Origin of the sequence: Dyella sp., from assembly GCF_035503745.1 — a bacterium.
Classification (GTDB): Bacteria; Pseudomonadota; Gammaproteobacteria; order Xanthomonadales; family Rhodanobacteraceae; genus Dyella_B.
The window spans coordinates 36,719-62,481 of sequence record NZ_DATJTC010000031.1; the positions used below are offsets into that span (position 1 = coordinate 36,719).

26 protein-coding genes and 1 tRNA gene are annotated in these 25,763 nt (G+C 63.7%); 12 read left to right on the plus strand and 15 right to left on the minus strand.

What is annotated here, in order from left to right; all coding sequences use genetic code 11:
- Window positions 1-21: 21 nt before the first annotated feature.
- Genes rsmB through def form a run of 3 tightly spaced genes read right to left on the minus strand, consistent with a single transcriptional unit; the run spans window position 22 to window position 2,746 of the window.
- Window positions 22-1,317 carry a 16S rRNA (cytosine(967)-C(5))-methyltransferase RsmB gene (gene rsmB, locus VME63_RS12260; protein WP_325433638.1) on the minus strand — a complete coding sequence of 432 codons (1,296 nt, stop codon included), beginning with the start codon at window positions 1,315-1,317 and terminating at the stop codon, window positions 22-24.
- Window positions 1,314-2,240 carry a methionyl-tRNA formyltransferase gene (fmt, locus tag VME63_RS12265; RefSeq protein ID WP_325433639.1) on the minus strand — a complete coding sequence of 309 codons (927 nt, stop codon included), beginning with the start codon at window positions 2,238-2,240 and terminating at the stop codon, window positions 1,314-1,316. Before fmt ends, rsmB begins: the two co-directional genes overlap by 4 nt.
- Window positions 2,237-2,746 (minus strand): peptide deformylase, encoded by a 510-nt coding sequence (gene def, locus VME63_RS12270; RefSeq protein WP_325433640.1) that lies wholly within the window; start codon window positions 2,744-2,746, stop codon window positions 2,237-2,239. The genes fmt and def overlap by 4 nt, the downstream gene beginning before the upstream one ends.
- A gap of 188 nt (window positions 2,747-2,934) precedes the next feature.
- Here def and VME63_RS12275 point away from each other — a divergent pair, with 188 nt between their 5' ends.
- The 6 genes from VME63_RS12275 to purD all read left to right on the plus strand — a co-directional run bounded on the left by VME63_RS12275 (window position 2,935) and on the right by purD (window position 11,673).
- On the plus strand, window positions 2,935-4,083 hold the full coding sequence (locus VME63_RS12275) for a LysM domain-containing protein (RefSeq protein WP_325433641.1): 1,149 nt from the start codon (window positions 2,935-2,937) through the stop codon (window positions 4,081-4,083).
- An 84-nt stretch (window positions 4,084-4,167) separates the two neighbouring features.
- Window positions 4,168-5,316, plus strand: coding sequence for a DNA-processing protein DprA (gene dprA, locus VME63_RS12280; RefSeq protein WP_325433642.1), 1,149 nt, complete (start codon window positions 4,168-4,170; stop codon window positions 5,314-5,316).
- A gap of 194 nt (window positions 5,317-5,510) precedes the next feature.
- Entirely contained in the window at window positions 5,511-8,009 is a 2,499-nt protein-coding gene (locus tag VME63_RS12285; RefSeq protein WP_325433643.1) for a DNA topoisomerase I, read from the plus strand.
- 146 nt (window positions 8,010-8,155) lie between these two features.
- On the plus strand, window positions 8,156-8,728 hold the full coding sequence (locus VME63_RS12290; RefSeq protein ID WP_325433644.1) for an L-threonylcarbamoyladenylate synthase: 573 nt from the start codon (window positions 8,156-8,158) through the stop codon (window positions 8,726-8,728).
- Window positions 8,729-8,883: 155 nt separating this feature from the next.
- Window positions 8,884-10,266 carry an AMP-binding protein gene (locus VME63_RS12295; RefSeq protein WP_325433645.1) on the plus strand — a complete coding sequence of 461 codons (1,383 nt, stop codon included), beginning with the start codon at window positions 8,884-8,886 and terminating at the stop codon, window positions 10,264-10,266.
- A 123-nt stretch (window positions 10,267-10,389) separates the two neighbouring features.
- Entirely contained in the window at window positions 10,390-11,673 is a 1,284-nt protein-coding gene (purD, locus tag VME63_RS12300) for a phosphoribosylamine--glycine ligase (RefSeq protein WP_325433646.1), read from the plus strand.
- A gap of 17 nt (window positions 11,674-11,690) precedes the next feature.
- Here purD and VME63_RS12305 read toward each other — a convergent pair whose 3' ends face one another.
- The 3 genes from VME63_RS12305 to VME63_RS12315 are packed head-to-tail and all read right to left on the minus strand — an operon-like array spanning window position 11,691 to window position 13,042.
- Complete coding sequence (locus VME63_RS12305; RefSeq protein ID WP_325433647.1) at window positions 11,691-12,056, minus strand: DUF2784 domain-containing protein; 366 nt, start codon at window positions 12,054-12,056, stop codon at window positions 11,691-11,693.
- A gap of 29 nt (window positions 12,057-12,085) precedes the next feature.
- Window positions 12,086-12,601: a GNAT family N-acetyltransferase gene (locus VME63_RS12310; protein WP_325433648.1), complete on the minus strand. Its 516-nt coding sequence runs from the start codon at window positions 12,599-12,601 to the stop codon at window positions 12,086-12,088.
- Between the two features lie 9 nt (window positions 12,602-12,610).
- The gene (locus VME63_RS12315) at window positions 12,611-13,042 is read right to left on the minus strand and encodes an aldehyde-activating protein (protein ID WP_325433649.1); all 432 of its coding nucleotides are present in this window, start codon (window positions 13,040-13,042) and stop codon (window positions 12,611-12,613) included.
- A 231-nt stretch (window positions 13,043-13,273) separates the two neighbouring features.
- Between VME63_RS12315 and VME63_RS12320 the strand changes: the two genes are divergently transcribed.
- Window positions 13,274-15,148, plus strand: coding sequence for an MFS transporter (locus VME63_RS12320; RefSeq protein ID WP_325433650.1), 1,875 nt, complete (start codon window positions 13,274-13,276; stop codon window positions 15,146-15,148).
- 52 nt (window positions 15,149-15,200) lie between these two features.
- Here VME63_RS12320 and VME63_RS12325 read toward each other — a convergent pair whose 3' ends face one another.
- The 8 genes from VME63_RS12325 to VME63_RS12360 form a co-directional block, all read right to left on the minus strand.
- Window positions 15,201-16,070, minus strand: coding sequence for a beta-lactamase induction protein (locus VME63_RS12325; protein WP_325433651.1), 870 nt, complete (start codon window positions 16,068-16,070; stop codon window positions 15,201-15,203).
- A 75-nt stretch (window positions 16,071-16,145) separates the two neighbouring features.
- Window positions 16,146-17,111 (minus strand): NAD(+) diphosphatase, encoded by a 966-nt coding sequence (gene nudC / locus VME63_RS12330; RefSeq protein WP_325433652.1) that lies wholly within the window; start codon window positions 17,109-17,111, stop codon window positions 16,146-16,148.
- A gap of 16 nt (window positions 17,112-17,127) precedes the next feature.
- Window positions 17,128-17,496 carry an iron-sulfur cluster insertion protein ErpA gene (gene erpA, locus VME63_RS12335; protein WP_325433653.1) on the minus strand — a complete coding sequence of 123 codons (369 nt, stop codon included), beginning with the start codon at window positions 17,494-17,496 and terminating at the stop codon, window positions 17,128-17,130.
- An 82-nt stretch (window positions 17,497-17,578) separates the two neighbouring features.
- Window positions 17,579-18,001, minus strand: a complete 423-nt coding sequence (locus VME63_RS12340; RefSeq protein ID WP_325433654.1) for a polymer-forming cytoskeletal protein — start codon at window positions 17,999-18,001, stop codon at window positions 17,579-17,581.
- On the minus strand, window positions 17,988-18,749 hold the full coding sequence (locus VME63_RS12345; protein ID WP_325433655.1) for a DUF6776 family protein: 762 nt from the start codon (window positions 18,747-18,749) through the stop codon (window positions 17,988-17,990). The genes VME63_RS12340 and VME63_RS12345 overlap by 14 nt, the downstream gene beginning before the upstream one ends.
- A 114-nt stretch (window positions 18,750-18,863) precedes the next feature.
- Complete coding sequence (bfr, locus tag VME63_RS12350) at window positions 18,864-19,334, minus strand: bacterioferritin (protein WP_325433656.1); 471 nt, start codon at window positions 19,332-19,334, stop codon at window positions 18,864-18,866.
- Window positions 19,335-19,490: 156 nt separating this feature from the next.
- Window positions 19,491-19,700, minus strand: a complete 210-nt coding sequence (locus VME63_RS12355) for a (2Fe-2S)-binding protein (protein WP_414648256.1) — start codon at window positions 19,698-19,700, stop codon at window positions 19,491-19,493.
- Window positions 19,701-19,758: 58 nt separating this feature from the next.
- Window positions 19,759-20,301, minus strand: a complete 543-nt coding sequence (locus VME63_RS12360; protein WP_325433658.1) for an RNA pyrophosphohydrolase — start codon at window positions 20,299-20,301, stop codon at window positions 19,759-19,761.
- Window positions 20,302-20,490: 189 nt separating this feature from the next.
- Here VME63_RS12360 and VME63_RS12365 point away from each other — a divergent pair.
- Window positions 20,491-20,567: transfer RNA gene (locus VME63_RS12365), tRNA-Met, on the plus strand.
- Between the two features lie 608 nt (window positions 20,568-21,175).
- Window positions 21,176-21,685, plus strand: a complete 510-nt coding sequence (locus VME63_RS12370) for a hypothetical protein (RefSeq protein WP_325433659.1) — start codon at window positions 21,176-21,178, stop codon at window positions 21,683-21,685.
- A gap of 355 nt (window positions 21,686-22,040) precedes the next feature.
- Here VME63_RS12370 and VME63_RS12375 read toward each other — a convergent pair whose 3' ends face one another.
- Window positions 22,041-22,412, minus strand: coding sequence for a hypothetical protein (locus VME63_RS12375; RefSeq protein ID WP_325433660.1), 372 nt, complete (start codon window positions 22,410-22,412; stop codon window positions 22,041-22,043).
- Between the two features lie 927 nt (window positions 22,413-23,339).
- On the opposite strand from VME63_RS12375, the gene VME63_RS12380 reads away from it, so the two are divergent.
- From VME63_RS12380 to VME63_RS12390, 3 genes are all read left to right on the plus strand, one after another.
- On the plus strand, window positions 23,340-24,245 hold the full coding sequence (locus VME63_RS12380; protein WP_325433661.1) for an RHS repeat-associated core domain-containing protein: 906 nt from the start codon (window positions 23,340-23,342) through the stop codon (window positions 24,243-24,245).
- A 689-nt stretch (window positions 24,246-24,934) separates the two neighbouring features.
- Window positions 24,935-25,279 (plus strand): metalloregulator ArsR/SmtB family transcription factor, encoded by a 345-nt coding sequence (locus VME63_RS12385; RefSeq protein ID WP_325433662.1) that lies wholly within the window; start codon window positions 24,935-24,937, stop codon window positions 25,277-25,279.
- Window positions 25,276-25,755: an ArsI/CadI family heavy metal resistance metalloenzyme gene (locus VME63_RS12390; protein ID WP_325433663.1), complete on the plus strand. Its 480-nt coding sequence runs from the start codon at window positions 25,276-25,278 to the stop codon at window positions 25,753-25,755. Before VME63_RS12385 ends, VME63_RS12390 begins: the two co-directional genes overlap by 4 nt.
- Window positions 25,756-25,763: the final 8 nt, after the last annotated feature.

The following is a 25,763-nucleotide window of genomic DNA, read 5'->3' on the forward strand; positions in this document are numbered from 1 at the left end:
GGGACTACGGCATGCGTTGCGTCACCGGCGTTCGAGCACGGCATAGTACATGCCGTCGAGGTCGCCATCGCCGGGAAGGATCTGCCAGCCGGTGGCGGCGGGCTGTCCCGCGGCCAAGGTCAGCGGCACCGCGTTGGCGTCCGCGTGGCCGGCGAGGAAGCGCTCGATCACCGCTTCGTTCTCCGCGCGCAGCCATGAACATGTCACATAGACCAGCCGGCCACCGGGCGCGAGCAGCGGCCACAGCGCGGCGAGAATGCGCTGCTGCTGCGCCGCCAGCGCCTCGATGTCGCTGGCGCGGCGGTGCAGGCGTACGTCCGGGCGGCGACGCAGCACGCCGGTCGCCGAGCAGGGCGCGTCGATCAGGATGCGGTCGAACGATTTGCCGTCCCACCAGGCGGATGGATCGCCGGCATCGCCCACGCGCACCTCGGCGGCAAGACCCAGGCGATCGAGGTTCTGGCCGATGCGCGTGGCGCGCTCGGGGTCCCATTCCAGCGCGGTAAGCATGAGGTCCGCGCGTTCCAGCAGATGGCAGGCCTTGCCGCCCGGCGCGGCACAGGCGTCGAGCACGCGCTGGCCGTCGCGCACCTGGGCGAGATCCACGGCGACTTGCGCGGCGCCGTCCTGCACGGCGAACCAGCCTTGGTCGAAGCCGGGCATGCGCGTCACATCGCCGCTATGCGGCAACACGATGCCGTCGGGCAGCCATGGATGCGCATCGGCGCGGTAATCGGCCGCGCGCAAGGCATCGATCACGCCATCGCGCGTGGCGCGGCGGCGGTTGGCGCGCAACATCAGCGGCGGTTCGCGGTTGCTGTGGGCGAGCACGGCGTCGGCGTGTTGCGGCCAATCGGCATGCATCGCATCGACCAGCCAGCGCGGCATCGCATGGCGCGTGGACGCGTCGGCATCCAGTTGCGCCAGCAGCGTGTCGCGCTCGCGCTGCCAGCGACGCAGCACGGCGTTGACCAGCCCCGACAGCCGCGGGCGCTGCAGTGCGCGCGTCGCTTCCACGGTGGCGGCGACGGCGGCGTAATCGTGCAGTTGCAGAATTTCCAGCTGCACCAGGCCCAGCACCAGCAGGGCGTGCACGGCCGGCTCCTTGCGGCGCAGCGGCTTGTCGAGCAGGTGGTCCAGCGCGGCGTCGAAACGCAGCCACCAACGTGCGCCATCGCTGAGCAAGGCCATCAGCAGGGCGCGATCGCGCGGATCGCGCAGCTTCGGTGCGCGCTGCTCCATCGCCTCGCGCAGCGATTTGCCGTGCAGGGCGACGTCCGCCAGTGCCTGTGCGGCCAAGGCGCGGGTGTCGTTCATCGCGCGCCGCGCAGTTCGGGGCGCGCGTTGAGATAGTCGGCAGCGGTGATGCGCTTGCCGCCTGCACGTTGCAGGGCGGTTACGCGCAACACGCCCTCGCCGCAGGCGAGATCGATGCCATCGCGTTGCGCGGCGACCACGCTGCCGGGCGTGGCGCGGCTGTTTTCATCCAGCGCGTGGGCGGCCCAGATGCGCAGGTTTTCGCCGGCAATCTCGCCTTCGGCCACTGGCCATGGATCGAAGGCGCGGACCTGGTGTTCCAGTGCGATCGCTGCGCGGGAGAAATCCAGCCGCGCTTGGGCTTTTTCCAGCTTGTGCGCGTAGAGCACGCCTTCTTGCGCTTGCGCGCGCGCATGCAGCGTTTCGCCTGCCAGCGTGCGGCGCAGGCCTTCGGCCAGCACCTGGGCGCCCAGCTGCGATAGACGGTCGTGCAGCGTGCCGCCGGTGTCCTGGCGCGTGATCGGCGTGCGGCGTTCCAGCAGCACGGGGCCGGTATCCAGGCCCGCTTCCATTTGCATGAGGCCGACGCCGCTTTCGCGGTCGCCGGCGAGAATCGCGCGCTGGATCGGCGCCGCCCCGCGCCAGCGCGGCAGCAGGCTGGCGTGCACGTTCCAGCAGCCCAGGCGCGGCAGCGCGAGCACCTTGCGCGAAAGGATCAGGCCGTAGGCCACCACTACCATCAGGTCGGGGCGATACGCGGCGAGCGTTTCGCGCGCCTGGAGGGTTTTAAGTGTTTCGGGCTGCTCGACGGGAATGCCCGCGGCCAGCGCGGCTTCTTTCACGGGGCTGGGCGTGAGCTTGCGTCCGCGACCGGCGGGGCGATCGGGCTGCGTGTACACCGCAACCACCTCGGCACCGCTCGCGCGGCAGGACTCAAGACAGGGGACGGAAAACTCCGGCGTGCCGGCAAAAACTATTCTCACGCGCTGGCGGCCTGCTTGCGCTGCTTCTCCATGCGCTTGAGCAGGATCGAGCGTTTCAGCGGCGAGAGGTAATCGACGAAGACCTTGCCCGCCAGGTGATCCATCTCGTGCTGGATGCACACGGCCAGCGGGCCTTCCACGTCCAGCTCGAAGGTTTGGCCGGTCACATCCTGTGCGCGCACCTTCACCTTGAGCGCGCGGGTGACGTCGGCATAGATGCCGGGGAAGGACAGGCAGCCTTCCTGGTAGACCTGGGTGCCGTCCTTCTCCAGGATCTGGGCATTGATCAGGGCCAGCGGCTGGTTGCGCTCTTCGCTCATGTCCGCCACCAGCACGCGCTGGTGTACGTTTACCTGGGTCGCGGCCAGGCCCACGCCGTTGGCGGCGTACATCGTCTCGAACATGTCATCGACGAACTGCTTCAATGCGGCGTCGAAAACAGTGACCGGCGCAGCCTTGGTGCGCAGCCGGGGGTCGGGGAATTCGAGAATGGTCAGGACGGACATGGGCTCACCTCAGGCGCTGAAAATGCGGGCGATTTGGTGAAAAACCAGCCCCAGCGCAGTCTAGAATGTGGTTATTGTACGTGGTTCAAGCTGTTGTAGGCAGAAGAATTTGCCAACTGGAACGTGTTGCTTGGGTTAATGGTTCGGTTACACTCGCCCGAGCGTCGGGGGAGGGGGGATTCCCGTTTATGATCAGAAAGTCCATCGGGCTGCTGGCCGGCATGCTGGTCACCGTGGCCGTTTATGCGGCCGGAACACAACTGCGCGCCGATCACCCCGACAGCTACACCGTGCGCCGTGGCGACACGCTGTGGGGCATTTCGGCCCGGTTCCTGTCCAAGCCCTGGCTGTGGCCGGAAATCTGGCAGGCCAACCCGCAAGTCCGCAATCCGCATCTTATTTACCCGGGCGACGTGCTCGACCTGTCCTTCATCAACGGTGGCCCGGGGCTGCGTCTGGAGCCGGCGATCCATCGCGAGGGCGATGCCATCCCGGCGATCCCGCTCGACCAGCTGCTGCCGTACCTGAAGGATTCGCGCGTGGTGGATCCCGAAGCGGTCAAGAACGCACCCTACGTGATGGGTTTCGAGGAGGGTGATCTCACCGGCACCTCGGGCCGCAACATCTACGTGCGCCACCTCGATGCGCAGCCCGGCCAGCGCTGGGCGGTGGTGCGCCCGACCCACGTGTTCCGTACCTACGGCGGCGACGAGGCGCGGCAAAGCGACGAAATGGCCGCCAACATCGCCGACAGCGACGTGGCCACCGGCCGCTCGCCGTGGACCGAGGAGTGGCAGACCGACATCGGCAACGACCGTCCCAACCACGCCTTCCGCGGCAACTCCCTGGCGATGGAAGTGACTGTGATCGGCACCGCCGAAGTGCTGCGCGGCGGCGATCCATCGACGCTGCTGCTGCTCAGCTCCACCATGGAAGTGCGTGCCGGCGACCGCCTGATGCCGATCAACGACACGCCGTACGACCCCTACTACTACCCTCACCCGCCCAAGACCCTGCCGGCCAACGGCCGCGTCATCGCCTTCTCGCAGGAGCGCCTGAGCGAAGAGGGGCCCAACGATGTGGTGGTGTTGTCGATCGGCTCCAAGGACGGCGTGGACAACGGCACCACGTTCTCGCTGTGGCAGCCCGGCGAGCAGGTGCCCGACGATGTCGCGCACTCCAGCTGGAGCCGCTACAACCACAAGTTCGTGACCTTGCCGGATGAGTACGTCGGCCACGTGATGATCTTCCGCACCTTCGACCGCGTCAGCTACGGCCTGGTGATGGACGGCTTGAAGCCGGTGAGGATCGGCGCGCGGGCCAAGATGCCGGAATAAACCCCGGCGTCATCGGCTCAGGCCCACACAACGGCGCGGCATTCCCGCGCCGTTGTCGTTTTCGGCCTCGCGTAGACTCGCCCGATGAATGAGCAAGCTGAGTTGCGCCACTGGTTGATCGCCCTGCGCACGCCGGGCCTTGGCCCAGGGGGATTGCGCGAACGGATGGCGGCGGCGCAAGGCCGCATCGAGGAGGTACTTGGGCAACTGCGGCGCCACGCGGCCGCGCTGGATGCCAGGGCGCCCGCGTGGCTGGAGCAACCCGATGAAGCGCAGCTCGCCGCCGACCTGGCGTGGCTGGCCTTGCCCGGCCATCGGCTGCTGCGCTACACCGACGCGGATTTTCCGCCGCAATTGGAAACCATCCCGCAGCCGCCCGCGGCGCTGTTCCTGAGTGGCGATAGCAGCCTGCTGCTGCATCCGCAGGTGGCGATCGTCGGCGCACGCAGCGCCAGCGCGGCGGGCAAAGCCAACGCGCGCAGCTTCGCCCGCAGCCTGGCGCAAGCGGGCTTCGTGGTCACCAGCGGCCTGGCCGACGGCATCGACGCCGCCGCGCACGAGGCGGCCCTCGACGCGGCGCGGCCGACCATCGCCGTCATCGGCACCGGCCCCGACCTGGTCTATCCGCGCAAGCATCGGGCGCTGTCGGCACGAGTAGAGACGCAGGGCCTGCTGGTCAGCGAATTTCCGCCCGGCACGGCGGCGCGCGCCGACCACTTTCCTCGCCGCAACCGCATCATCGCGGGCTTGTCGCTGGGGACGCTGGTGATCGAGGCGGGGTTGCAGTCGGGCTCGCTGATCACCGCCCGGCTGGCGGCCGAGCAGGCGCGGGAGGTATTCGCCGTGCCCGGGTCGATCCAAAATCCGCTTGCCCGCGGCTGTCACCGCCTGATCCGGGATGGTGCCCGGCTGGTGGAAAGCGCATCGGAAATCGTCCAATCCCTCGTCCCCGCCGCGCGGGCGCTGGGTGTCGAACTGGCTCAGCGCCTCGAACAGCCGGCGGCAGCACCCGGTAAAGGCTCGCGGGCGGCCGCTGGCGGCTGGCGCGCCGATCCGGAGTACCAGCGCCTGCTGGACGCCCTGGGCCACGATCCCGTGGCCCTGGACGAGCTGTCGACGCGAACCGGCCAGGCCGCCGCGGTGTTGTCATCCATGCTGCTCATGCTGGAGCTGGAGGGTTGCGTGGAAGGCCTGGCGGGCGGGCGCTACCAGCGGCTGCCCGATCTGCCTTAGGCGACGGGCGGCAGCCTCAAACCCGACGTTACGCCGCCCGCGTTGTCCTGGGCCGCAAACTCCGGGTGACCGGACCTGCGAACACTTCTCTTTCACAAAGGTTGGCTTGACAGTCGCAGAGTCGGCATGCGCCAACTATATATAGGGCGCCCATCCATACGGGCGCGAATGGAACATTTGGAACCCCACGCTGCATGGCAAAGAACCTGCTCATCGTCGAGTCGCCGGCCAAAGCCAAGACGATCAACAAATACCTCGGCAAGGACTTCCAGGTCCTGGCCTCCTATGGCCACGTACGCGACCTGAAGCCCAAGGAGGGCGCGGTCGATCCCGAGCATAACTTCGCCATGAAATACGAGGTGATCGAGCGCAACGAGAAACACGTCGACGCGATCGCCAAGGCGGCCAAGGTGGCCGACGACATCTATCTGGCGACCGACTTGGATCGCGAAGGCGAGGCGATCAGCTGGCACATCAGCGAGATCCTGCGCGAGCGCGGCCTGGACAAGGGCAAGCAGCTGCACCGGGTGGTGTTCTCCGAAATCACGCCCAAGGCGATCAAGGCCGCCGTGGCCGCACCGCGTTCGCTCTCCCATGACCTGGTCGATGCGCAGCAGGCGCGCCGCGCGCTCGACTACCTGGTGGGCTTCAATCTTTCGCCGGTGCTGTGGCGCAAGGTGCAGCGCGGGCTGTCCGCCGGTCGCGTGCAAAGTCCGGCGCTGCGCATGATCGCCGAGCGCGAAGAAGAAATCGAAGCCTTCGTCGCGCGCGAGTATTGGACCGTCGAAGCGCAGCTAAAGCACGCCGACGGCGATTTCAGCGCGCGCCTCACCAAGCTCAACGGCAAGAAGTTCGAGCAATTTGACCTTACCAACGAAGCCGATGCGATGGCCGCGCGCGCCGCGCTGAAGGAAGCTGCGCGTGGCCGCCTCACCGTCAGCGAGGTCGGCAGCAAGGAACGCAAGCGCCGTCCCGCGCCGCCCTTCACCACCTCCACGCTGCAACAGGAGGCGGCGCGCAAGCTCGGCTTCGGCACCAGCCGCACGATGAAAATCGCGCAGGGCCTGTACGAAGGCGTGGGCCTGGGCAGCGAGGGCAATGTGGGCCTGATCACCTACATGCGTACCGACTCCACCGCCTTGTCGGACGAAGCGGTCGGCGAGCTGCGGCAGCTGATCGCACGCGATTACGGCAACAAATCGCTGCCGGACGCGCCCCAGGTCTACCGCACCAAATCCAAGAACGCGCAGGAAGCGCACGAGGCGATCCGTCCCACCTCGGCGATGCGCACGCCGCGCGAAGTGGCCGCGTTTCTCAACGACGAACAGCGCAAGCTCTACGAGCTGATCTGGAAGCGTACCGTCGCCTGCCAGATGATGCACGCGACCTTGAACACCGTGTCGGTGGACTTTGACGTCAAGCACGTCAAAGGCGGCGACGCCGCCTTCCGTGCCACCGGCACCACCGTGGTCGAGCCGGGCTTCCTCGCCGTCTACGAGGAAGGCCGCGACCAGAAAAGCGCCGAGGACGACGATGAAGGCCGCCGCCTGCCGAAGCTGCACAAAGGCGAAGACGTGCCGCTGCACGACATCCTCGCCGACCAGCATTTCACCGAGCCGCCGCCGCGCTATTCCGAAGCGAGCCTGGTGAAGGCGCTGGAGGAATACGGCATCGGCCGTCCGTCCACCTATGCCAGCATCATCCAGGTGCTGCAGAACCGCGAATACGTGCTGCTGGAAAACCGCCGCTTCAAGCCGACGGACGTGGGCCGCGCGGTGAGCAACTTCCTCACCCAGCATTTCACCCGCTACGTCGATTACGACTTCACCGCCAAGCTCGAAGACGAGCTGGATGCAGTAAGCCGAGGCGAAGAAGCCTGGGTGCCGCTGATGCGCCGCTTCTGGCAGCCGTTCAAGCAGCAGGTGGAAGAGAAAACCGAATCGGTCGACCGCAGCGAAGCCACCGGCGCGCGCGAACTGGGCATCGATCCCAAATCCGGCAAGCCCGTTTCCGTGCGCCTGGGCCGCTATGGACCGTACGCGCAGATCGGCAACAAGGACACCGACGAAAAGCTGCAGTTCGCTTCGCTGCGTCCGGGCCAGAGCATGCACACGATCACGCTGGACGAGGCGCTGGAGCTGTTCAAGCTGCCGCGCAAGCTCGGCCAGGCCGAAAACGGCGATGAAGTGAGCGTGGGCATCGGCCGCTTCGGTCCGTTCGTGAAGCAGGGCGGCACCTATGCCTCGCTCAAGGCCGAGGACGATCCGTACACCATCGAATTGCCGCGCGCCCTGCAGATCGTGCAGGAAAAGCTGGACCTGATCGCCAACCGCATCATCCTGGACTTCGGCAACGGCGTGCAGGTGCTCAACGGCCGCTTCGGCCCGTACATCACCGATGGCGAAAAGAATGCGCGTATCCCCAAGGACCAGGAGCCCAAGGAGCTGACCCAGGAACAGTGCCTGGAGCTGCTGGCCGCCGCGCCGGTCAAGAAGGGCCGTTTCGCCAAGAAAGCCGCCAAGAAAGCCGCGCCCGCGGCCAAGAAGGCGGCCAGCAAGAAGCCGGCTACCGAAAAAACAGCCAGCAAGAAGACCGCAAGCAAGAAAACGGCGGCGAAGAAAACAGCCACCAAGAAGACGGCGGCGAAAAAGGCGCCGGCCAAGAAAACAGCCGCCAAGAAAGCCCCGGTCTGAGCACGCCGCCACGGCGCCCTCTCCCGAAGGGGGAGGGCTGCGGTTACGCCGATCAGCACCCGTTGCAGCGGCAAGACCAGGCTTGAGGCAAGCCTTGTCCTTCACGTCAACCCTCTCCCCCGGAAGGGAGGGGAAGAAAAAACCAAATGCCCAAGCCCTACACCGTCGCCGAAATCCCCGCTCTGGCCGATGCCTTGCATCGCGGCAGCGTGATCGCCTATCCCACCGAGGCGGTTTTCGGCCTCGGCTGCGATCCGCACGATCAGGATGCTTTCGAGCGCATCTTCGCACTCAAGCAACGTCCGGCTACGCAGGGTGTGCTGCTGATCGGCGCGGATTTCGCGCAGGTGGAACGCTACATCGACACGGCCAAGGTGCCGGCGGATGTCATGGCGCAGGTACACGCCAGCTGGCCCGGGCCTTTCACCTGGGTCTTTCCGCGCAGCGCGGCGGTGCCCGCGTGGGTCGCCGGCGCGCATGCCGGCATCGCCTTGCGCGTGACTGCGCACGCCCCGGCGGCGGCACTGTGCCGGGCCTACGGCGGCGCCCTGGTCTCGACCAGCGCCAATCCCCACGGCCAACCCCCGGCACGCGACCTGCCCACCCTCGAACGCTACTTCGGCCAGGCGCTGGACGGTGTGCTCGACGCTCCGCTCGGCGGCGCGGCCACGCCTACCACCATTCGGGATGCGCTGACTGGCAGTATCATCCGAACCTGAATCCTGCAGAACGCGGTCGCCGGTGCGGTAGGTGCCGATTCAGCGGCGACCCTGAGGATAGGGGGCGCAGGAAACCTCCTGCTTAGGGCAGCAACCGACCGATTCGGCCGGAGCGGGGCTTATTGCATCGATAGAACAACACTGGAGTGCGCGGCGTGGCGATCGTCTACGACACCTATCAACGCGACGAAGCGGAGCGCGTGCTGCCTTTGTTGAAGGTGGACGATCCGCGGCGCGTGGTGGCGGTGCACGAGGGCGAGCACGTTACCGCCGCGCAGTTCGTCGCGCATGTGGAACGCGTTGCCGCGCTGCTGCCTGACGCCACGGCCGCGGTGAACCTGTGCGAGGACCGCTATGCCTTCCTGGTCGCCTTCTGCGCGATCGCCTTGCGCGGCCAGGCCAACCTGCTGCCACCCTCGCGCGCGCCGCACGCGGTGGAAGAAGTAATGGCCGCGCACCCAGGCTGCCATGCGGTGGGCGAGCGCGCGATGGATCCGGCGCCCCATCGCTATCACGCCCTGCCGCCGCTGCCGCGCGATGCATCGATCCCGGCTCAGGTGTCCTGGCCGACCTTGCCCGCCATGCAAACCGTGGCCGTGGGCTACACCTCCGGCTCCACCGGCACGCCGCGCCCCAATGCCAAAACCTGGCGCAGCCTGCATGCCAGCACCGCCGGCAACCTGCGCATGCTGCAGCACGTGGCAGGCGAGCGTTTTTCAGTGGTCGCCACGGTGCCGCCGCAGCACATCTACGGTATGGAAATGTCCGTGCTGCTGCCGCTCTTGGGCGAGGTGCAGGTGCACTCGGGCCGGCCGTTCTTCCCGGCCGACATCGCCGGCGCGCTGGAAGCGATGCCGGCCCCGCGCGTGCTGGTGACCACGCCGGTGCACCTGCGCGCGCTGGTGGAATCGGGCGTACGCCTGCCACCTATGGCGGCCATGCTGTCGGCCACCGCGCCGATGTCCGCGGAGCTGGCGGCGAAGGCCGAACGCTGTTTCGACGCGCCGCTGCTGGAGGTATTCGGTTCCACCGAAACCTGCGCCTTCGCCTCGCGCCGCGTCACGCTGGATGGCCTGTGGTCGCTGTACCACGGCGTGCACCTGCATCCGCAACCGGATGGCACGCAGATCGACGCGCCGCAACTCGATGCCCCCGCCACGCTGGCCGACATCGTCACGCTGCACGACGAAGGCCGCCGTTTCGAGCTGTGCGGCCGGCATGCGGATCTGCTGGAAATCGCCGGCAAGCGCGCCTCGCTCGGCGATCTCACCCGCCGCCTGCTGGCGATTCCGGGTGTGGAGGATGGCGCGATTTTCCAGCTCGACGAAGCCGACGCCATCGGCGTGCGCCGCATCGCCGCACTGGCGGTGGCGCCCACGCTTGACGAAGCGATCATCCTGGACGCGCTGCGCGCCTCGATCGATCCGGTGTTCCTGCCGCGTCCGTTGCGTCTGGTGCGGGCGCTGCCGCGCAATGAAACCGGCAAGCTGCCGCGCGCCGCGCTGCTGGACCTGCTCGATCGCCACATCTGCGCCTGAACTTTTGCGCTTTCCCCTGCACGCAGGGAAGGGCCTAGGGAGGGGCGGCCACGCGCAAACCCCCGCTACAATACCCGGCTCGCCCCAGCATCCCAGGGCGCCCGCAGTCACGGAGTCCACAGCATGAAAGTCCTGGTCATCGGCAATGGCGGCCGCGAACACGCGCTGGCGTGGAAGCTCAAGCAATCCCCGCGCGTGAGCGAGGTGATTGTCGCCCCGGGCAATGCCGGTACCGCACGCGAGCGCGGCGTGCGCAACGCCGAGGTGGCCGTGACCGATATCGAAGGGCTGCTGAAACTGGCCAAGGCCGAGAAAGTGGAACTTACCGTGGTAGGCCCGGAAGTGCCGCTGGTGGCCGGCGTGGTGGACAAGTTCCGCACGGCGGGCATGCGCATCTTCGGGCCGCGCGCCATTGCCGCGCAGCTGGAAGGCTCCAAGGCCTTCGCCAAGGATTTCCTGGTTCGCCACAACATTCCCACCGCGCGCTACGCGGTGTTCACCGAACTCAACCCGGCGCTGGCCTACGTGCGCGAGCACGGTGCGCCGATCGTCATCAAGGCCGACGGCCTGGCCGCCGGCAAGGGCGTGGTGGTGGCGCTGACCCTGGGCGATGCGGAGCTCGCGTTGCACGACATGCTCGGCGCGCACGCTTTCGGCGATGCGTCCGCGCGTGTGGTCATCGAGGAATTTCTCGACGGCGAAGAAGCCAGCTACATCGTCATGAGCGATGGCAGCCGTGCGCTGCCCATGGCCAGCAGCCAGGACCACAAGCGCCGCGATGACAACGACCTGGGCCCCAATACCGGCGGCATGGGCGCGTACTCGCCCGCGCCGGTGGTCACGTCCGAGGTGGAAAAGCGCATCCTCAAGGAAGTGATCGAACCCACGCTGCGCGGCATGGCGTCGGAGGGCGCACCCTTCATCGGATTCCTGTATGCGGGCCTGATGATCGACAAGCACGGCGCGCCCAAAGTGATCGAATTCAACGTGCGCTTCGGCGATCCGGAAACGCAGCCGATCATGATGCGCTTGAAATCCGACCTGATCGAACTGATCGAGGCGGCGCTCGACGGCGAGCTGCATCACACGCATGCGCAATGGGATGCGCGCCCGGCCATCGGCGTGGTGATGGCGGCCGGCGGCTATCCGGGCAAGGTCAGGAGCGGCGATGTCATCGAGGGCCTGGATCAGGCGTTCGGCAGCCAGGTAAAGGTGTTCCACGCCGGCACCAGGCTCGACGCGCAAGGGCGTGCGACCACCGCGGGCGGCCGCGTGCTGACCGTGTGCGCGTTGGGCCAGGACATCGCCGACGCGCGCGAGCATGCTTACGAAGCGGCCGGCAAGATCCGCTTCGACGGCGCGTTTTTCCGCCGCGACATCGCGCATCGCGCATTGCGCCGCCGCTGAGTCCGCCGACCGCGCGGTCAGCGCGCCTTGCGGCGCGTGATCAGCAGCGCGTAGACAGAGAGATTGACGATCATCACGAACGCGGCGAGCGCGAACTGCATGTCGCGCGTCAGTCCGTCGGGGTAGATCGTGGCCAGCAGATAATGCTCGATGAAACCTTCGCTGTAGCCGGCTTGACCCGCGCGATGGCGAAAGTGATTCTCCAGCAGCGTAAGCGGGCAGATTCGCCCGGAATATTCGACAAAAAACCCCCACGCCGCGGCGGGTAGCTGCACAAGCGCCACCCGCCGCCACTTCAGCGCCAGCAGCGCGCCGAAGGCGGCGAACAAGATAAACGCCAGGTGGAACAGCAAGACCGCGTTGGCGGCGAACAGCGCGAACATGGCGCAGGTTCCGTATCCGAAGAAGGGTGCTAAGCCTGATTCAGGCGTAGCAGATAATGCGCTTGGCCGAAAAATTGTCCGCCAACGTACAGCGCGTCCGGCTCCAGGCCGTAGGGCAGAAAGCCTGCCGATTCATACAGTACCCTCGCCGCCGTGTTGGTGGCGTTGACGCCGAGCTTGAGCTGGCGAACTCCATCGAGCGCGCGCGCCTGATCGATCGCCGCCCCCAGCAGCGCCCGCCCCAGCCCACGCCGCCGCTGCGCGGGTGCGACGAACATCCCGGCGATCTCCGCGCCGTGGCGCAACTTCGCCCGTTGCGGATGGATCAGCGCTACGAATCCGGCCAGCGCCTGGCCATGGAACGCGCCAAGCATGCGGATCGATCCATCCGGCGCGGGCGCGATGCGTGCGGCGACGTCATCCAGCGAGCGGCCCACTTCCTCTTCGTAGCTGGCGCTGAATGCGGTGGGGCTGTCCTGCAGCGCGAGCAGGCGAAGCCGTTGATAGGCTGCCGCATCGCCAGCATCGAGTACGCGGATGGTCATGGGCATTTCCTAATGGGCTGATGTCTCGATAACCACTCGCGGCACCCATAGCGCCAGCCAGCGCGAGATCTTTTCGTCCTGACTCAGCTGCTGCGGCGATGCGCCAAGGGCTTGGGCAAAGCCGGTGGCGTCGTCCAGGCACGTCACGTTGAGGGTGCCGTAGGTGCCCGACGCATGGTCGAAGACGACACCCACCAGCACGCCGCAATCCTTGCACAACAGAAATCGCGCGGTGTTGGATCCTTGCCGGTATTCCTTGATCGCGTCGGCGTGGCGTTGGACAATCGACAGTGAACCGCCCGGGTCGGAGACATACGCCGCGCCGTGCTTCATGCAGAACGAGCAATCGCAGGCGCGTGGCTGAAAATCCGCCGCAAGCTTGGCGGTGGTGAACGCGACGCTCAATGCTCCGCAATGGCAACTGCCGTGCATCACAGTCATGGGGTCGGTTATCCGGTTGCGTGAAACATCGGGAGTGGCCTCGGCACCAGGTTGGACCAAGCACCGGTCGTGAGAAGTAGTGCTGCCGGACATCTCATGGAACGTGGGCGCTTTCTCCAGCCGCTTAGGCCGATGATACGCACACCGTCGCGGCGTTAACCAGTAAGGCAGCTCCAACGACGGCCGCCTTTGGGCTAGGCTACGCAGCGTTGCATCTGCACAAGGATCCGCATGAGCCAGTTCGCCCTGCTAGGCCGCCGCCGCTTTGCGCCGTTCTTCTGGACGCAGGCGTTGGGTGCGTTCAACGACAGCGCGTTCCGCAATGCGATGGTCATGATGGCGGCCTTTCAGATGGGCCTGTCCGATCGTCAGGTGGGCCTGTATACCAACCTGGCGCCGGCGCTGTTTATCCTGCCGTTCTTCCTGTTCTCCGCAACCGCCGGCCAGCTGGCGGAGAAATTCGAGAAGACGCGCATCATCCGCTTCGTGAAAGTGTTCGAGATCACGGCGATGGTGCTGGCGGCGTATGGCTTTATCGGCCACCACCTGTCGTTTCTGCTGGTGGTGCTGTTCATGATGGGCGTGCACTCGACCGTGTTCGGCCCGATCAAATACGCCATTCTCCCGCAGGCGCTGCAGTCGTCGGAACTGGTCGGCGGTAACGGCCTGGTGGAAATGGGTACGCAGATGGCGATCCTGATCGGCATGATGACGGGCAATGCGCTGATGCTGATCGCGGGCATCGGGCCGCATTTTTCCGCCGCGCTGACCATCGGTATCGCGGCGGTCGGCTACGTCGCCAGCCGCTTCATTCCGCCCGCGCCAGCCACCGCGCCGGAGCTGCGCTTCAACTGGAACCCGCTGAGCGAAACGGTGCGCGTGTTGCGTATCACCGGCGAGGACCGCGCGGTGTACAACGCGGTGCTGGGTATTTCCTGGTTCTGGTTTTTCGGCACGGTACTGGTGGCGCAGCTGCCGCTGTATACGCGCATCAATCTGGGTGGCGACGGCTCGGTGAACACGCTGGTGCTTACGCTGTTTTCGATCGGCACCGGCGTGGGCGCGCTGATGTGCGAAAAGATGTCGGGCAAGCGCGTGGAGATCGGCCTGGTGCCGCTGGGCGCGTTCGGGCTCACCGCGTTCGGCGTGGATCTGTTCCTCGCACGGCCGGGCGCGGCAGCGGTGCGCGGCCTGGACTGGCATGCGTTCCTGGCCACGTCGGGCAGCTGGCGCATCGTGCTGGATCTCACTTTGATCGGCGTGTTTGCCGGCTTCTACGTGGTGCCGCTGTTCGCCTTCGTGCAGGCGCGCACGCAACGCGACCGGCTGTCGCGCGTGATCGCGGGCAACAACATTCTCAATGCGTTGCTGATCGTCATCGCCTCGGTGTTCGGGCTGGGTTTGGGGATGCTGGGCTTCAATGCGCCGCAGATTTTCCTGCTGGCCGCGGTGCTCAACGTGGTGGTGGCAGCGTACATCTTCACGCTGGTGCCCGAGTTCCTGATGCGCTTCATTACCTGGGTGCTGGTCAATACGCTTTATCGCATTCGCGTGGACGGTGCGCAGAACGTACCCGAAGAGGGCGCCGCGGTGCTGGTGTGCAACCACGTAAGCTTCATGGATCCGCTGCTGCTGATGGCAAACCTGCCGCGCCCCGCGCGCTTTGTGATGTATTACAAGATCTTCAACATTCCGCTGCTGCGCTTTGTGTTCAAGACCGCTAAGGCGATTCCCATCGCCGGGAAAAAGGAAGATCCCGCTGTGTTGCAGCACGCCATGGAAGAGATCGATGCCGCGTTGGCTAACGGCGAGCTGGTGTGCATCTTTCCCGAAGGCGGCCTGACCAGGGATGGCGCCATCGCGCCGTTCCGTTCGGGCGTGGAAAAAATTCTCGAGCGTCGGCCGGTGCCCGTGGTGCCGATGGCCCTGCGCGGTCTGTGGGGCAGCGTGTGGAGCCGGCGCGATTCGATGCTGGGACGTGCGCGGCTGCCGCGCCGCTTTCGCGCGCGGGTCGAGCTGCTGGTGGATGTGCCCCGGCCCGCGGCGGAGGTGAATGCGCAGGTACTGGAGCAGCGGGTACAGGTATTGCGCGGGGATTTCGCTTAAGGCGTTGCCTCCTGCCGGCCTGCGCCCGCGCGCCGGGGAGGCAGGCGCGGGTTCAGGAGATCCAGCTGCCCATCACGATCAGCGCCACCACGCTCAGCCAGGCGAGCAGTGCGCGCAGTAGCGCGTCGCGCAGGCGGCGCAATTCGTGTAGCGGGTCAGTGCGCTCTTCGGTGTAACCGTCGCCGCCTTCAATGTCGGTGAGCACGTCCGCGCGTGCGGCGGCGCCAAGAAAACCCGGGGCGGAGAGATACCAGCTGTTCGGCGCGGCCTGCTGGTGCCAGCGGCGCCATGCGCCGATCACCGCATCCCAGTGGCCGACCAGCGCCAGCGTGAACACCATCAGCTGCGCGGGCAGCCAGTCCAGGCCATTGGCGAGATAGCGCGCCGCGGTGCGTGCGCCGGCATCGAGCGCCAGCGACGGGTCGTGGCCGAGCTGGCGCGCCAGGCGATAGAGCAGGGCGCCCATCGGCCCAAGCAGGAAGAACCACAGCAGCACGCCGAAGCGGCGGCGCAAGGCGGCGTAGGCGGTGGCTTCGCCCAGGTCGGCGGTGGTCCAGGCGACAAACTCGCCCTCGTCGCACAGCGCCTGCGCGGCGGCTTCGCGGCTGCTCTGGTCGGGCGCCTTGAGAATGGACTCGATGTCCGCTTCAAACGCATGCGGGCCGAACGAAAACAGCAGCACCACCAGCGCGAAGGCCAGCATCAGCAGGTCGGCCAGCGGCAGCTTGTGCAGCATCCACATCACCAGCAGGCACACCGCCACCGGCACCAGCACCGCCAGCAGCACGCGGCCTGCGCCGGTGGTGTCCGACAGCTGCTCGACCCAGCGCCGGAAACCGCCATCGTTGCGCCAATGGGCAAGCTGTGGCTGCACATGCAGCAGTCCCAGGGCGATGAGTGCGGCAAGCAGGCGAATGGCCATGAAAACGGACTCCGTTGGATGGGCGCATTGTATGCGAGTGATGGCAAGCGGTTCACGCTTGCGCAGCGGGGCGACTCAGCGCGTGCGCCCCGTCGGCGTCAATGCATCCAGCTCCAGCCCCGTGCGTTCGCGCAACCAATGCGAAATCAGCTGATAGGAAACCGAGAGCGGTGTCGGCGTGGCCAGGCTTCCGTCGGCCAGTCCGTCGATAAGTTGTTGCGGCGTGAACCAGCGCGCGTCTTCCAGCTCGCCATCGCGCAGGCGGATCGCCGGCGACAGCGCGGTGGCGGTGAAGCCCACCATCAGGGAGGCCGGCATCGGCCAGGGTTGCGAGGAGTGATAGTGCACATCGCCGACGATAACGCCCGATTCTTCGGCAACTTCGCGGCGAACCGCGTCTTCGAGCGCTTCGCCCGGTTCCACGAAGCCGGCCAGCGTGGAGTAGCGCCCGGGCGGCCACACGGCCTGGCGACCCAGCAGGCAGGCGCCCTGGTACTCGACGATGACGATGATCGCCGCATCCGTGCGTGGAAAATGCAGGCGTCCGCAGGCCGGGTTGGTGCATTGCGCGCGATGGCCGGACGACACCAGTTGCACCGGCGCGCCGCAGCGCGCGCAGAAGCGGGTTTCGCGCTGCCAGTGGGCCAGGCCCTTGGTGTAGGCAAACAGGCCCGCTTCATCGGCGGCAAGCTGCAGGCCCGCTTCGCGCAGACCCGCACGGCGCGCACCGAGCGCGGCTTCCAGCGCGGCGATGTCGTCGTCTTCGTCCAGCACCAGCATGAAGTGCGGACGGTCTTCGATCAGGCCGAGCAGGCTGCTCGGCGCACGCGGCAACAGGCGATGGCGCTCGGTGGCGTCAAGCCAGCGCAACGCTTCGCGGTCATGGTGCAGGAAGGCGTCGCCGGCCGGATCCAGCAACAGGTAGCGGGCCTCGGCGGCCTGTCCCTGGGTCAGCACCCAGTCCGCCTCGTCGCGTTGCTCGGCAACGCGGTCCAGGATCAGGCTGAGTCCGGCGAAGGTGTTGAGGTTCGTCGAAGCCATCCGGGACGCGGGCCGCTCAGGTGGAGAACGAGGAACCGCAGCCGCAGGTGGTCTTGGCGTTGGGATTGCGGATGACGAACTGCGAACCGCTGAGGCTTTCCGAGTAGTCGATCTCGGCGCCGGTGAGGTACTGCAGCGACAGCGGATCGACCAGCAAGGTGACGCCTTCGCGGTCCAGCGCGAAATCGTCTTCGGCCTGGCTCTCGTCGAAGGTGAAGCCGTACTGGAAGCCCGAGCAGCCGCCGCCGGTGATGTAGACGCGCAGCTTCAGTTCGGGGTTGCCCTCTTCCTGAATGAGCTCGTGCACTTTGCGCGCGGCGGCCGCCGTGAAGATCAGCGGGGCGCCGGCTTGGCGGTAATCGGGGATGGCGAGGATGGTTTCCATGGGGCGGATATGAGGCTGGGGCGATGCGGACTCAAGGATACCGCACCGCCACCTCCGCCATCAGCCGAAATCCCGGGCCGGTTCAGGCGGTGACCGGTTCCGGACGCACTTCCGGCGCCGGCAGCTCGCGCTGGACGTGGTCCTCGCCCTGGTGCGCCATGCGGCCGTTGACCTGCGCGCCGGCGGCCATTTCCAGCTGGTTGTAGCGCACGTCGCCGATCACGCGGGCTTGCGCGGCCAGTTCCAGGCGTTCGCTGGCGTAGATGTCGCCATTCACCTGGCCGTTGATCATCGCGTGCGGTACGCGCACTTCGCCCTGCACCTGGCCCTGCTCGCTGAGCGTGAACAGCGCGCTGGAGCCTTCGCCGATGACGGCGCCCTCGATGCGCCCGTCCAGGTGCAGCGTGCCGGTGAAGCGGACGTCGCCGCGGATGATCGTGCCGAGCGAAATGAGGCTGGTTTCGGCGTTGCGGCTGGGTTGGTCGTTGCGTTTACGGCTGAGCATCGGTGTCCCCCTGAATGGCGGTGACGGGAGTGGATAGGGCGTCGTTCCAGGCCACGGCGCGGCTGACCGGATCCCCATTTTCCGGCTGGACTGTGACATGCAATCGCGTCGGCCGGAAATCGGACGGAAGCGCAATCGTTGTATGAATTTGCTGAAAATAGCGGAAGCGGAACGGAATGCCGTCCTTCTCGGCGGCATCGCCCAGCGTGGGCCAGGCCAGCTGATCCACCTTGTTGTTGCGCAGGCCTTCCACGCTGACAGTGATGGTGCCGTTGGTGTCGTCGTCGCGCTTGATGTTCTGGGTGAGGCTGATGGTGAGGTTCCACGCAGGCGAATGCAGCACCGGTTGCAGCGACACTTCCTGCACCTTCAGCCCTTCGCGTTGCGCATCGCCGCCGACCAGGCGCGAATAGAAGCCAAGATCGGCGCGCAACCCGCTGATTTCCTCGTCGCGTTGCGAGATGGTCTGGCGCAGCGCCTTGGTGGCGATGTCGTTGACTTGCTGCGAACGCTGCAGGTTTGCCACCTGTTGTTTCAGGTCGTCATTCGCGGCGGTCAGCTCACGCACCGCGCGCCGGTCGGCGATACGCGGCACCACGCCTTTCCACGCACCCACCGCGAGCGCCACGATCAATCCGGCCAGCACCACGCTGCCAAGCCACGCCGCGCCCAGCCACATCATGCGGCGACGCTGACTGGCAGCGTCGTGCGAACGTACGACGTAGCGCGGTGGTGGACGGGAAGCCATGCGCGGCCCGTGCGGCAAAACGATGCATATAGCCTGGACGTAAGGAAGCCGTCAAGGAACCGTGGACGGGTTTGTGCCCCCGGTCGCTATGCCGCGCTCCGGGGGCGCGTCGGTTCAGCTTTCCATTTTCGACTGCAGGTAACGCTCCGCACCGATGTCCTTGACCAGGCTGAGCTGGGTCTCCAGCCAGTCGATGTGCTCTTCCTCATCGTGCAGGATGTGCTTGAACATGTCGCGGCTCACGTAATCGGCAATGCTTTCGCAATGGGCGATCGCTTCGCGCAGATCCTTGGTGGCAGCCAGTTCCAGATCCAGATCGCCCTTGATGCATTCAAGCACGTTCTCGCCGATGCGCAGCTTGCCCAGGTGCTGCAGATTGGGCAGGCCTTCCAGGAACAGGATGCGCTCCATCAGGCGATCGGCGTGCTTCATCTCCTCGATCGATTCCTTGTACTCGTGCTCGGCCAGTTCCTGGTAACCCCAGTTCTTGAACATGCGGTAGTGCAGGAAATACTGGTTGATGGCGGTCAGCTCGTTGAAGAGCACCTTGTTGAGAAATTCGATGACCTTGGTGTCGCCCTTCATCGCGGCTCTCCGTGGGTTGGCTGATTAAAGAAACTATACGGATTCTGCGTGCATGCGGCGGAAATGCGAATACGTCGCGCATGCAAAAACGCCACCGCGTGGTGACGGCGGCGTTCTCGATGTCGCGTCAGGAAAGGCTGATCCGCGTGAGGGTGATCAGGCTGCGACGAAAATGGGCAGGTCCAGCGCAACCTTGGCGACCGCTTCATCCAGCGTGGCGCGGGCCTCCGCCTCGCAACAGCCGCAGCAATCGGAGCAACCCGTGCGGGCCTGCAATTGGGCGAACGTGTGCACGCCATCGGCGGCGGCGCGCCGGATGTCGTGATCGGTGATGGCGTTGCAAAGACAAATGTACATGCCGCGCATTTCAACGCGAATGCGAATGATTGTCAACAAGTATTGAGTACGAAGCCTGGCCCGCGGTTCAGGCGGCCCGCCGGTTGCGGGAGGCGTTACGGCGCGGCTGCGGCTGCGGACCCAGCTCGATGCTCAGCATGGTTTCCACCAGCGGGGCAAAGTGGCGCAGCGCACGGTGATAAACATCTCGTTTAAAATTAACCACATGCACGGCCGGGTACCAGAAGTCCACCCAGCGCCAGAGGTCAAATTCGGGCTTCTCGCAGGCATCCAGGCACAGCGCGTCCTCCCCGCCCACCAGCTTTAGCAGGAACCACACCTGCTTCTGGCCGATGCAGGTGGGGTGCTGGTGGTGACGGATATAGCGGCTGGGCAGCTTGTAGCGCAGCCAGCCGCGGGTGCTGGCCAGCACTTCGACGTGTTGGGGCGAGAGGCCGGTTTCTTCCTGCAGTTCCCGGTACATGGCTTCCAGCGGCGTCTCGTCGCTGCGCATGCCGCCCTGGGGAAACTGCCAGCCGTCGCGATGGACGCGGCGCGCCCAGAACAGCCGGCCGTCTGCATTGAGCAGCACGATGCCAACATTCGGACGGTAGCCATCAACGTCAATCATCCAACCTCCTCGGGTCGTGTCAGCGCAGCCTGCCATGGCGCGTGCGCCTAACCCGAGATCGATTCAACCACAGCCTACAAAGCTGGAGCAAGCCAACCACTTGAACCGGAAGGGCCAGACGATTACACTGCCGCGCCCCGCCTGAATCCAGCCCGATCCGGCCGAAACTGCCCGGACGGCGCACCCCTTGGCTATGTAGCTCAGCCGGTTAGAGCACAGCACTCATAATGCTGGGGTCGGTGGTTCGAGTCCACCCATAGCCACCATTTGCCCGTCCATTCCCGTCCAGACACGTCCCAGGAACCGCGTAAAACCGGGCTTTTCTGGCGGTTTGGTGTCTCATGTCGTCCAGCCGCATCCATTGAAATCCTGGCATCGGTGACGGTAGGTTTGACGGTAACAGGCCTTACCGTCAGGGGTGTTACCGTCATGAAGCTCAGTGACGCGGGAATTCCCAGAAAAAAGCCGGCGGACAAGCCATACAAGCTCACCGACGGCGACGGTTTGTAACTGCTGGTCAAGGGTCAAGCCACGGGGATATGAAAAAGATAGTTCTGCTTCTTTACTTTTTGCCGGTGATGGCTGTCCATGCGGCAACCCATCATTCCAGCAGCTCGTCGTACCACAGCTCATCTCGCTCCGCGGTACATAAGAGTTCGTTAGATGTGCATGTGCACAGCTATACCAAGCGCAACGGTGAGCATGTTCAGTCTCATATGAGGTCGGCGCCGGATGGCACGAAGGCGAACAATTTTTCCTCGCGGGGCAACGTAAATCCGTACACGGGGAAAGTTGGCACCAAAGATCCGAATGCTCCGAGTCACTGATTGGAAGAGAGAGCAAGCCATCCCTTTTGGATCGTTGGAGCTATGACATGAAGCTGGTAAACGTAGTTGGAATCGTTGCTTCCTGCCTTTTATTGTCGTCGTGCCTTCCGCCCGTATATAAGTCACTGCCTACAGGCGGTGATACAGCCGCCGTATTTTTATCAGGCGACCCCGAGTATTCGAGTGTTGGGCAGATATATGACCATTCTGAAACATGTTCGGGCCGGAAATGGGTTTACGGTGGCATCGCGGGTACGCCCAAATGGATCAATGTAAAAGGCGGTGAGCCGGTCACTATTTCCATTAGCGTCGGCACCGGACTTAGAGTCGAGGGATCGGACATCGTCAATCACATATGCACGGGGATGGCTACGTTCACCCCAGGCATTGGGCGTCGCTATGTCGCGAACGTAGTCACTAGAGATGGCATTCAGCACTGTGGCTTAGTCGTGGACGAGATCGGCCCGGATGGGCAGGTTGTAGGAAGGGTTGGTGTGACGCAGCGGCTCTTTAAATTGGCAGAGACCGAACACTCATCGTGGTGTAAGGCGCTCTAACCCGAGTTTTCAATTGCTTCGACCGACTTATCGTCTGGGTGGATATGAGTGTTGGACAAGAATGTCAAGGTGGCCGGATGCGCCCCGCTGCTACATCCGGCCTATACGGCGCGGGCCTTTACTTCGACTGGGGTCCTGATTCGTCACGATATTTGCATCATATCGAGCACTGACCAGCATCGCCTGATCCAGAACAGTTCCTGTCTTCATTAGGGTTGGGCTCCAAACGTGAATAAGTAGGCATATGCTTGATACATCGCCGGGTCAAGATGCATCAAAAGATGAGGGTCTATCTTCAATCCAAAGCTACATCCTCAATGCCAATTGTCTTTTTAACAAAAAAGCTTGCGCTTAATCATTGATGGCTATTGATAAGCCGAAGACCTAGATCCCCGTACTCATCATCAAGCAAGCGTTCAATCAAAAAGTCGGTACCGGGAAACGAAACGCGTACCTGATATGACCACGCCTGCTCGAAGACTGACAAAAGCCTGTTTACGGCAGGGTCATTTGATTCCCAGTCGTCACCAACAACTTCAGAAATGAAGTCATCTAACAGAACGATGTTCATCCACAGCTGAGCTTCAGACATTGATCCATAACTCCCTGTCTTCTTTCGAAGACCGCTTGGACCCAGACCTAGTCGATCAATGAAAAGGTAGCCGTCTAAATTTTCGATTCTTGGAGTTACATCTTCTAGCCAAAAAGCTAACCTCTGCAGATCCATTTCTTAGGGTCCTCCACTTGTCTTCGGTGGCGGCGGCGGTGCTTGCTGCGGGGGTGGCGGCACCTCGTGAGACTCAGGCGGCCTAACTTCTCCCTTGATGCTCAGTGCTATCAGGAGAAACGTTGGGTTTCCATTCCTTAACGTTAGGACGGGGAATGTTCCCATGAGACTTACCAGTGGGTCGATTCAAGTGAAGACGCCGCGTCTATGGCCACCTCGGTCGTGGATCATCAGGTAAAGAAAATCGTTGGTAACACAGTTCTTGATTCCTACGACGATAAAGGCTGCGTGGTCTATTACACTGGTCTATGAGGTGGAAGATGAAACGTTTGGCATATTTTCTTCCCTTGTTAGCCGTGCCCTTAGCGATTGTTCCCTTTGGAAAGGTGAGCGCGCAGAGTCGCAACTGGCAGCAGTCCACCGATAGCCAAACCCAACTGTGGGTACGCGATAAGAATCAAGGCTCCCCTTATCAAGCCACATTCATTGTGGTCGAGCCAAACGGGGAGAGCATCACTCGCGCAATCCGTTAGGGAGGCGATGGCTCGGCGTCAGCAACCTTCGCCAAAGACTTTGGAGTGTTCCCACCGCTACCGGTTGGAAAGTATCACTGGACGGTCACGGTGAACGGCAAGATTGCAGCGAGCGATGACTTCAGTCGATAGATAATTTTCGGAAACGACGTCCGCTACTGCCGATACAAGTTTGGTTTTTTTGACTTCCTTTATTCGACGTTTTCTTCAGGTGAACTAGGGCGACATTTGGGAAGCATGTTAAATTCGACAGTTTGAACGTTTCGCTGGAGGCTAGTCACAGTATTGTGGTGCTGGGCCATCTAGGGGTGTTGGCAGACTGCTTTGCGGTAACCTAGCGAAACCGTTTAGGGACCATTAGGGGGCAGGCATGGCCGGTCACGGAGTTCGGCGGTTGTCGTTCAAGTGGATGTTCCATTTGCTGCTCCTGCTTGCTTGCGGCGTGTTGCACGCCCAGCAACAGGGGACAGTCACATATGTATATACCGATCCGCAGGGGACGCCTTTGGCGGAAGCGGATGCCAATGGCAACATCACGGCGACTTACGACTACGCGCCATATGGGTCGATCGCTTCATACGGAACTGGCGTCGGCGGTCCGCCGAATGGCCCGGGATACACAGGGCATGTGAGTGATCCTGAGACGAACCTCGTCTATATGCAGGCTCGTTACTACGACCCCGCCACAGGTCGATTCCTGAGTGTGGATCCTGTTGCACCTAAACCTTCTGATTCGTTTGGATTCAACCGCTACAACTACTCTAAAAATAATCCCATCATAAATGTTGATCCTGATGGAAGAACTGTAACTTGCGATCAAAACGCTTGCCACATACATGCAACTAGGCTTGGCGAGTTGATGATCGACTATGTCGTCGTTGCGACTGTATACACAGAGAGAGCGATTCAAAACACCATCAATTCAACACCGGTAGTCCACAATGAAACGCAAGGAGAGCCGACCCCACTCCCCGGAGGGCTTGTAGGCCAACAAGATGGTAAAACAGGTCAGCAAGGTAAACGGATAAACAACGGTCCACTGGCGCCTTCAAATGGTGGAACAGGGGACGCAGAAAAGGACTTCGACAATCTAACTGGCGGAAAGTCCTCACCAGCTCCAACAGATAAGGGTTATCCCGCAGGCACGCTGGTCGGCGACAACGGAATTTCCTATAGACCGGGCACGGACAAGACCGGCCCACGTATTGATATACCAGCAAATGGAAACAAGCCACCGGAAACGCTGCACTACCCAACGCCGCCGCCGCCTCCTCCGCCCCCGCCATCCACGCAGCAATAACCGATGATGACGACTTCAAATCCACTCGCTAGGCTAGAGCAGGCACTCCAAGATACATCCGATGTCTATGTAGGCGCGTCAATGGACAGGGATACCTACATTGCAGGTCTAGCTGAGGATATTCGACAGCACAGCTGTGCGCCGTTCCCAATTAGCGCGACAGCAGTGCCGCCCGGCTTTCCAGATATAGAAGATGGGAGCGTCATATCGGGTCTTTGTGTTGCGCACAATGCGGGATACTGGCTGGTTTACCACCCAGAGCAAGATCGTTTCTATTGCTTTTGGGGAACAACATCCGAATCGCTTAGTGCGCCCGGAGTTTTTGGTAGTCCGCTGTATTGTTGGTCAGCATAAAGACTGCGCCAATGTGAGCTTGGCAACTTTCGTAGACGCCTTCAGCCAACCCATTGCTTCACGAATGGCCATTACTATCAACTGATACCATCTCGTCGTCTATCAGGCAGATGTTTGGAGCGTTCGGTAGATCGTAGCCACTCCAACATTGAACCGCTCTGGGCGGCTCTCTGCCTGCCTACCAGACCTCTTCTCAGAGTAGATCCGTGTGCAGCCGCAGCCGATCTTCAAAGGTGGACGTCATCACGCGGCTGATCCGCCCGAGGTGGCCCTGCGAGGACTGCCGGTTGCGATAGCCCATTGACGGCACCATATATTTCTATAATTATAGAAATATGGAATCGACAAACGCACTGGCTTGTTTGGCTGCCCTGGCCCAAGAGCACCGTCTGAACCTGTATCGCCTGCTTGTCCAAGCGGGGGATGAGGGTTTGTCTGTGGGTGAGCTGGGGCAGGCGACCGCAATCCCTGGCGCCACCCTCACCAGCCATCTGCACATCCTCCGTCGCGCCGGATTGGTGAGCGATGAACGGCGGGGGCGTGTCATCCAGTGCAGGGCGAACTACGACCAGATGAATGCCTTGCTCGGTTACCTGACGGAAAACTGCTGCGCGGGGTCGGCGTCATCCGCCGCCTGTCAACCCGCCACGGTCTGCAAACCTGCCCGGAGAATCTCATGAAGCGCTTTCATGTCCATGTGAATGTTCAAGAGATGGAAAGCAGCATCCGCTTCTATTCGATGCTGTTTGGCGCCCAGCCCAGCGTCGTGAAGTCCGACTATGCCAAGTGGATGCTGGAAGATCCGCAGGTGAACTTCGCCATCTCGCAGCGAGGCGGTGAGGTTGGCGTGGACCACTTGGGGATTCAGGTGGAGCAGGTGAACGAGCTGGCCGATATGGGCCAGCGCCTGGGCGATGCGGACGCGGTGGTTCTCGCGGAAAAAGCCACTACGTGCTGCTACGCGCGATCCGACAAGTATTGGGCGCAAGACCCGCAGGGTGTCCGTTGGGAAAGTTTCTACACCCACGGCGAAGCCACCACATACACCACTGCGCCAGAAGGCGCCGCCACAGGCGAAGCGAGCCCGTGTTGCGGCCCCCAATCGAATGTAGCCAATACGACGTGTGGCCCCAAGGGGGCCGGTAGCTGCTGCTGAGACTTGAA

Excerpts from the sequence above, each read along its gene's own strand:
- rsmB (WP_325433638.1), bottom strand. The coding sequence starts at position 1,317 with ATGAACGACACCCGCGCCTTGGCCGCACAGGCACTGGCGGACGTCGCC.
- def (WP_325433640.1), bottom strand. The coding sequence starts at position 2,746 with ATGTCCGTCCTGACCATTCTCGAATTCCCCGACCCCCGGCTGCGCACC.
- VME63_RS12275 (WP_325433641.1), top strand. The coding sequence starts at position 2,935 with ATGATCAGAAAGTCCATCGGGCTGCTGGCCGGCATGCTGGTCACCGTG.
- dprA (WP_325433642.1), top strand. The coding sequence starts at position 4,168 with ATGAATGAGCAAGCTGAGTTGCGCCACTGGTTGATCGCCCTGCGCACG.
- VME63_RS12285 (WP_325433643.1), top strand. The coding sequence starts at position 5,511 with ATGGCAAAGAACCTGCTCATCGTCGAGTCGCCGGCCAAAGCCAAGACG.
- VME63_RS12290 (WP_325433644.1), top strand. The coding sequence starts at position 8,156 with ATGCCCAAGCCCTACACCGTCGCCGAAATCCCCGCTCTGGCCGATGCC.
- purD (WP_325433646.1), top strand. The coding sequence starts at position 10,390 with ATGAAAGTCCTGGTCATCGGCAATGGCGGCCGCGAACACGCGCTGGCG.
- VME63_RS12305 (WP_325433647.1), bottom strand. The coding sequence starts at position 12,056 with ATGTTCGCGCTGTTCGCCGCCAACGCGGTCTTGCTGTTCCACCTGGCG.
- VME63_RS12310 (WP_325433648.1), bottom strand. The coding sequence starts at position 12,601 with ATGACCATCCGCGTACTCGATGCTGGCGATGCGGCAGCCTATCAACGG.
- VME63_RS12315 (WP_325433649.1), bottom strand. The coding sequence starts at position 13,042 with ATGACTGTGATGCACGGCAGTTGCCATTGCGGAGCATTGAGCGTCGCG.
- VME63_RS12320 (WP_325433650.1), top strand. The coding sequence starts at position 13,274 with ATGAGCCAGTTCGCCCTGCTAGGCCGCCGCCGCTTTGCGCCGTTCTTC.
- VME63_RS12325 (WP_325433651.1), bottom strand. The coding sequence starts at position 16,070 with ATGGCCATTCGCCTGCTTGCCGCACTCATCGCCCTGGGACTGCTGCAT.
- nudC (WP_325433652.1), bottom strand. The coding sequence starts at position 17,111 with ATGGCTTCGACGAACCTCAACACCTTCGCCGGACTCAGCCTGATCCTG.
- erpA (WP_325433653.1), bottom strand. The coding sequence starts at position 17,496 with ATGGAAACCATCCTCGCCATCCCCGATTACCGCCAAGCCGGCGCCCCG.
- VME63_RS12340 (WP_325433654.1), bottom strand. The coding sequence starts at position 18,001 with ATGCTCAGCCGTAAACGCAACGACCAACCCAGCCGCAACGCCGAAACC.
- VME63_RS12345 (WP_325433655.1), bottom strand. The coding sequence starts at position 18,749 with ATGGCTTCCCGTCCACCACCGCGCTACGTCGTACGTTCGCACGACGCT.
- bfr (WP_325433656.1), bottom strand. The coding sequence starts at position 19,334 with ATGAAGGGCGACACCAAGGTCATCGAATTTCTCAACAAGGTGCTCTTC.
- VME63_RS12355 (WP_414648256.1), bottom strand. The coding sequence starts at position 19,700 with ATGCGCGGCATGTACATTTGTCTTTGCAACGCCATCACCGATCACGAC.
- VME63_RS12360 (WP_325433658.1), bottom strand. The coding sequence starts at position 20,301 with ATGATTGACGTTGATGGCTACCGTCCGAATGTTGGCATCGTGCTGCTC.
- VME63_RS12370 (WP_325433659.1), top strand. The coding sequence starts at position 21,176 with ATGAAGCTGGTAAACGTAGTTGGAATCGTTGCTTCCTGCCTTTTATTG.
- VME63_RS12375 (WP_325433660.1), bottom strand. The coding sequence starts at position 22,412 with ATGGATCTGCAGAGGTTAGCTTTTTGGCTAGAAGATGTAACTCCAAGA.
- VME63_RS12385 (WP_325433662.1), top strand. The coding sequence starts at position 24,935 with ATGGAATCGACAAACGCACTGGCTTGTTTGGCTGCCCTGGCCCAAGAG.
- VME63_RS12390 (WP_325433663.1), top strand. The coding sequence starts at position 25,276 with ATGAAGCGCTTTCATGTCCATGTGAATGTTCAAGAGATGGAAAGCAGC.